The 5857-nt window shown below is 48.7% G+C and carries 5 protein-coding genes and 1 pseudogene; 4 read left to right on the top strand and 2 right to left on the bottom strand.

The window, feature by feature from the left end; genetic code table 11:
- Window positions 1-13: 13 nt before the first annotated feature.
- Window positions 14-1282, bottom strand: coding sequence for an IS4-like element ISAeme4 family transposase (locus AB5Y97_RS16320; protein WP_041206016.1), 1269 nt, complete (start codon window positions 1280-1282; stop codon window positions 14-16).
- Window positions 1283-1869: 587 nt separating this feature from the next.
- Between AB5Y97_RS16320 and AB5Y97_RS16315 the strand changes: the two genes are divergently transcribed.
- Together AB5Y97_RS16315 and AB5Y97_RS16310 are read left to right on the top strand one after the other, a co-directional pair.
- Window positions 1870-2061: a hypothetical protein gene (locus AB5Y97_RS16315; RefSeq protein WP_042032933.1), complete on the top strand. Its 192-nt coding sequence runs from the start codon at window positions 1870-1872 to the stop codon at window positions 2059-2061.
- A gap of 114 nt (window positions 2062-2175) precedes the next feature.
- Window positions 2176-2361 (top strand): hypothetical protein, encoded by a 186-nt coding sequence (locus AB5Y97_RS16310; protein ID WP_302097983.1) that lies wholly within the window; start codon window positions 2176-2178, stop codon window positions 2359-2361.
- Window positions 2362-2747: 386 nt separating this feature from the next.
- Here AB5Y97_RS16310 and AB5Y97_RS16305 read toward each other — a convergent pair whose 3' ends face one another.
- Window positions 2748-3380 carry a tetracycline resistance transcriptional repressor TetR(E) gene (locus tag AB5Y97_RS16305; RefSeq protein WP_011899269.1) on the bottom strand — a complete coding sequence of 211 codons (633 nt, stop codon included), beginning with the start codon at window positions 3378-3380 and terminating at the stop codon, window positions 2748-2750.
- Between the two features lie 80 nt (window positions 3381-3460).
- Here AB5Y97_RS16305 and tet(E) point away from each other — a divergent pair, with 80 nt between their 5' ends.
- Together tet(E) and AB5Y97_RS16295 are read left to right on the top strand one after the other, a co-directional pair.
- Window positions 3461-4678: a tetracycline efflux MFS transporter Tet(E) gene (gene tet(E), locus AB5Y97_RS16300; RefSeq protein WP_011899270.1), complete on the top strand. Its 1218-nt coding sequence runs from the start codon at window positions 3461-3463 to the stop codon at window positions 4676-4678.
- A gap of 566 nt (window positions 4679-5244) precedes the next feature.
- Window positions 5245-5857 (top strand): annotated as a pseudogene (locus AB5Y97_RS16295) (ISAs1-like element ISAs1 family transposase); the annotation flags it as partial.

Genomic DNA, 5857 nt, shown 5'->3' with positions numbered 1-5857 from the left:
CATATACAGGACCTTAAGAAAACACTTCATTTGAAATTCCTTCTAAGGTCCTGTTCTGTATCGATTTTCGCTGCTTGGTTCGACGGGCATTTTTCGCCAAGTAAACGGCAGCCCATTCCAGACGCTCTCTTATTTCCACCAACACCCGATGAGCCACCGCTTCCAATAACGGGAACCACCAGGTTCCGCTATTTTTCGCCGCTTTCAGTGTGGATAAACCGTCCCCCATCAGCGTCTGAGCTACCCGTCTTTTCATCACCAGCGACAACAGGCTGGCCCACACCAGCCCCTCGGCAATGGCTTTCTGACCTGTCACAAAGCCCTTGAGCCGGTTGTGCGACTTCCACTCCTTAAACAGCAGCTCCACCTGCCAACGACAGCGGTACAGGCTCATCACCCGCTCTGCTGGCCATGCCTCTCGTGGCAGATTGGTCATCCAGATACAGAACCGTTTCTCCTCGGCAAACCAGCGTCGGATCAGCCGATACTCGAACTTGCCCGATTTCACCACCATATCCAGTACCTCTGCCCGACAGTGCCGCCGTCCAGCATCCTTGAGTGACAGGCCCGCCAGCTTCGGCACTTCCCGTTCGTCACCGCGCCATGCCCGGATAATCTTCGGGTTCAGGCTCTTACTACCCCTGACCAGATAGAAACCGCCCGCCTCGTTTAGTTTCGCAAAGTAGGCCATATCGATGTAACCCGCGTCCGCCAACAGCAGGCTGTTATTGAGCCGCTCGGGCTCAGGCAGGAACTGGCGCTCTGACGCCGTATCGGCAGAGACCTGCATGCAAACTGGACTTTGCTCCAATAGAGACATGAGCATATGACACTCGATTGCCGCCGGGCTAATGGTCTTGAACCTTCCCGGAAACACTTCGGCCAGGCTTTTGTGGACGGCAAAGGAAGTACCATCCTGCAACAACACCTGTTTGAATGCGCCAAGGGATGCAGTCTTCATCTGTTGGCCGATACGCAAGGCGATAGCCCGTTCAACCAGCGCCTTCATGAACAGGGCGAACGACGCTTTGCGCAACTGGTTGTGAAAGGGCTTGTAGGAAACCTGATGGGCATCAACCAGTTGCAAGGCATTGAAATGATGGTGCAATCCAGCGATACCATCGACCTGGTCGCAGCCAAGTGCCCGCAAGAGTGCAGTCACCAGCATGGCAGGCGTAATGGCTCGTTTGCGCAAGCAAAATTGGCAGTCACGGGCAATGCGGTCGAGTTCGGCAGGAGAGAGAAGTTGCTCAAGATAGTGGTTGGCATCGATAATGGTCATGGCTTCGTGCGTGGCGGTTTTGTTTGGCGATAAAATCAGATCACAATCGAAGCCATTTTTATATCTATTTCAATTGGTTGCTGCTAAAGATCCTGTACATGAGCTGGGGCTACGCCACCGAGGCCCCAGGCGGTGCGGTTTAACCACGATAGTGTCTTGACGGTATCGTTCCTGTGGAAGACGAGTGCCGCATCGAGGGCCTGTGCAACTCCGTATACCCTGACACCCTGCGATATTGATAGGGGGGCTGCAATCCGCAGCTTGCGGGTCAGTGTACTCCGGCTAATACCCACCCACTGGCAAACCATCCCCACATCAGTCTTCATCAATTCAGCGAGCCGATAGAGTATGTCCGGTGCTACGCCAGCCACGATCCATTGATGTGCTCCCAGTGGGTCACGAGGAATACCAAGACCTTCTAGGAGCTGGTTCGGAGTAGCTGCGTCACTACTAGGATGATAGGTTGTATAGGGCATCATGTAGCATTCCTCATTGTACAAACACGACCTTTCATGAGCTATCCTACTCCAAACTGTCGCTTTGAGTGGAAGATTCACAGCAGAATGCCCCTGCATTGAGGAGGACTGATGACCGAGTTGGTCTGTACTGAACCAGGTTTAGGCATTGAGCTTGGGACTACTTTTCAGGTTCTATCGGAGAACGGCTCTGAATGGGAAATCCTGTTGGGGAATGAATACCGCAGGATCAACAAACGCAGTGGGCGCGTTACAGGTTGGAAAACACCTCCAAAATTTGAGTGCAAAGACATCCAAAAATAACAAATGAGAGTTCAATGCTGGTTATGCCAGTGATAAATAGCCAGCCCAGGTTACTCCCACATCAAAAGCAGAAGATATTATAGTTTTCATAAAGCCTTAAATAAGGAGCTTAGCATGCTCGTAAAAGAAATTGTGCCAACAGAGCAGGTTATTGACATTCTCTGTGATGTTTGTGGTCGTAGTACAAAAACGAATTTTGGAACCAATCAATACGGGTCGTTATCGGCGGATTTTGGCTATGGTTCCCGTCATGATCACAACCATTTAAGTTGGAAACTGGCAGATCAAAGTATTCAATGAGTTAACGATACCAAATGTGACATTTAAGTTGGAAACTCAAAAGTAATACTACATCTGCTCCGTGAGCAAACAGGACATTTAAGTTGGAAAACAGGCTCTATTTGACGTGATGGGGAGGGTGCGAACAAATCCTTGACACGAGATCATCAGATTTTCTTAGTACCATGGATGAGAACCAACGTGAGCCATCAACTGACCTTCGCTGACTACGAGTTCAATGGCAAACACCGCCAGACCCGCAAAGAAATCCCCCTTTTGTTCGGATCTCCCTAATTTATCAAAGGCTATGCACATACACATTTTCAAGAATACTTGTCGCGTGAAAAATAAAAATCACTGGCGATAGATTTAAAATTACTACCGTTAGCACTGCCCCATAGACAGCATCATTTATTATTACCCTGGATGGACATATATTTTTCATCTAATTGTGCAGAGAATCCAACTATTAATGATTTCAGCCCGAAATGGAAGGCCGTTTCAGCAGTGGTTCTCGTCTGAACATTAAATGCCTCCTGTAATAATGGTGGCACAGCGTCCATCACTGTATTGTATTCTGTCGGGTTTGTGGCTTGCTCTTCCAATACTGCACCCAGCGTAAAATGGCTGATAGATTGCAGAATGAAAAGAGCCTCCTCGACCGAAAACCCTGCATCGCATAGACAGCGTAGTTGCGCCTCTGCTTGTTCAAACTGGGGGGGCGTAGGAGAGGTCCCTATGTGCAATCGGGCTCCATCACGATGGACCAATAATGCTTTACGGAAACTCAGAGCATTTTCCTGGAGAAACTGCTGCCAACTCTCAGTCGGTAACGGTACTGAACGGGTGTGATGCTTCGCCAGTATTGCCTCTGAAAGCATGTTCATAAGGGTCTGCTTGTTGCGCACGTGCCAATACAGAGTCGGTTGCTCAATTTTGAGGGACTGCGCCAGCTTACGCGTAGTCAGGCCCTCTAGCCCTTCTCTGTCCAGCAGGGTGAGCGCCATTGAAATTACGTCGTCCAAGCTTAGTCGTGCCATCACTATCTCCTTTCGCTGTTGACAATCTATCACTGATAGAGTTACTTTTCAAACCCTATCACCGATAGAGAGCGTTAACTATGAACCGCACTGTGATGATGGCACTGGTCATCATTTTTTTAGATGCCATAGGGATTGGCATAATTATGCCTGTCTTACCGGCGTTATTACGGGAGTTTGTTGGAAAGGCTAATGTTGCGGAGAACTACGGTGTTTTATTGGCGCTGTATGCAATGATGCAAGTGATTTTTGCCCCTCTTCTCGGCCGCTGGTCAGATCGCATAGGTCGTCGCCCTGTATTATTACTTTCACTTTTAGGTGCAACACTGGACTACGCATTAATGGCAACAGCCAGCGTAGTGTGGGTGTTGTATCTGGGACGCTTAATTGCTGGTATTACCGGTGCGACTGGAGCTGTTGCAGCCTCAACAATTGCCGATGTCACACCTGAGGAATCCAGGACACATTGGTTTGGTATGATGGGTGCCTGTTTTGGTGGCGGTATGATTGCTGGACCAGTCATTGGTGGTTTTGCAGGTCAACTTTCGGTACAGGCACCGTTTATGTTCGCTGCTGCCATTAACGGGCTGGCATTTCTGGTCTCCCTATTCATTTTACATGAGACCCATAATGCTAATCAGGTTAGTGACGAGATAAAGAATGAAACAATCAATGAAACCACATCCTCCATACGCGAGATGATCTCCCCATTATCGGGATTGCTAGTTGTCTTTTTCATCATTCAATTGATTGGCCAAATCCCTGCAACATTATGGGTTTTATTCGGAGAAGAGCGCTTCGCATGGGATGGCGTAATGGTCGGTGTTTCATTGGCTGTGTTTGGGCTTACACACGCTCTGTTTCAAGGACTTGCTGCTGGTTTTATCGCTAAACATTTGGGAGAACAGAGAGCTATCGTGGTTGGCATCTTGGCTGATGGCTGTGGCCTACTTTTATTGGCAGTCATTACGCAAAGCTGGATGGTTTGGCCAGTTGTGCTGTTACTCGCTTGTGGTGGCATAACTCTTCCCGCTTTGCAGGGAATTATATCTGTTCGTGTCGGTCAGGTAGCACAGGGACAATTGCAAGGGTTGCTGACCAGTTTGACACACCTCACGGGTGTAATCGGTCCACTTATTTTTGCATTTTTGTATAGTGCAACCCACGAATCTTGGAATGGTTGGGTGTGGATAGTTGGATGCGGATTGTATGTAGTTGCACTGACTATACTGAGGTTTTTCTATCCCGGCAGGGCAGTCCACCCGAAAAATCAGAGCAATTCACAGCCATTTCTTTAAATGGTAATGGTAACTGAATGCCCCCAATTCCTAGACGTGAAACCGACCGTTGCACAGCATCAGAAATTGTGAATGTAACACATTGGACTACTACGAGAACCTACAATGCAAGCCATATTATTTGAGTAGTATTAACGCTACTCCATAACGACTGTCGCCATACTGAAAGTATGGTAAACAGAATAAAGAACTGTCCTCCACAATTGCAAGCCACCATGCCAATCTGTCAGCGCATAATGCCCATTATGTTTAATTGCAGTGTTTGCTTAGCAAAATGGTCACTTCGCAGCCAAATAGTAAATTAGCGCCAGTTTTACACCCTCAGCCGAAGCTAGTCTGGGCCTGATTAGCGTGAAAGTTTATGACAAATCGCTGGTGAGTTTGACTCAGCGAGGAGGCCACTCTGATTTACTCCAAGAAAAGCCATCAAGCGGGTATTTTGATCGGTTTAACTCAATGACCCACCCGCTACCGGCAGACCAGGGCGGGATCGCACTTTGTTAATGAAATTTGAACAGGCAGATCGTCTGTGATCTAATCGCGTCTCCATGCAGGAGGCACGCGCTATGACGTTGATTGAACACCTTACCCTTGTCGAAGAAACTCGCTCTGAGATCAATCGTAAACATAACCTGGTTGATGTCATGTTCCTTGTCATCAGTGCCATCATGAGTGGTGCCGAGGGCTGGAATGACATCGAAACCTATGGCGATTCAAAGATCGATTGGCTCCGTCAGCATCGCCCCTTTGCCAACGGCATCCCGCGGCGTCACACGGTTGCCCGCATTCTGCGCTGCATTGTCATCGATACCTTGCTTGAAGCGTTGCTGTGCTGGGTCAATGAACAGCGCACTCATCAGGGCAAACCCATCATTGCCTTTGATGGCAAGGTGTTACGCGGCTCCTTTCGGGGAAATGCCAAGGATGCGCTTCAGTTGGTCACGGCTTACGATACCGAAAATGGGCTGGTGTTAAGCCAGAAAGCAACCCCTAACAAGAAGGGGGAAATCGAAACCGTCAAAGATATGCTGGACATTCTTGAGCTAAAAGGAGCCGTTGTCACACTCGATGCGTTGCATTGTCAGCGTGAGACACTGGAGAAAATCAGCGAGAAGAAGGCTCATGTAGTGGTACAGGTCAAGAATAATCAACCGAAGCTGTATCAAGCGGTTCAATCGC

Source organism: Aeromonas sp. R10-2, from assembly GCF_040908445.1.
Lineage (GTDB): Bacteria > Pseudomonadota > Gammaproteobacteria > Enterobacterales > Aeromonadaceae > Aeromonas > Aeromonas veronii.
Note: the sequence above shows the minus strand (reverse complement) of the source record. Positions and strands in the feature narration are given on the sequence as shown.

Bases quoted from the DNA above. Each gene is read 5' to 3' on its own strand.
- AB5Y97_RS16310 (WP_302097983.1), top strand. From the start codon at position 2,176: ATGCTCGTAAAAGAAATTGTGCCAACAGAGCAGGTTATTGACATTCTC.
- AB5Y97_RS16320 (WP_041206016.1), bottom strand. From the start codon at position 1,282: ATGACCATTATCGATGCCAACCACTATCTTGAGCAACTTCTCTCTCCT.
- AB5Y97_RS16305 (WP_011899269.1), bottom strand. From the start codon at position 3,380: ATGGCACGACTAAGCTTGGACGACGTAATTTCAATGGCGCTCACCCTG.
- AB5Y97_RS16315 (WP_042032933.1), top strand. From the start codon at position 1,870: ATGACCGAGTTGGTCTGTACTGAACCAGGTTTAGGCATTGAGCTTGGG.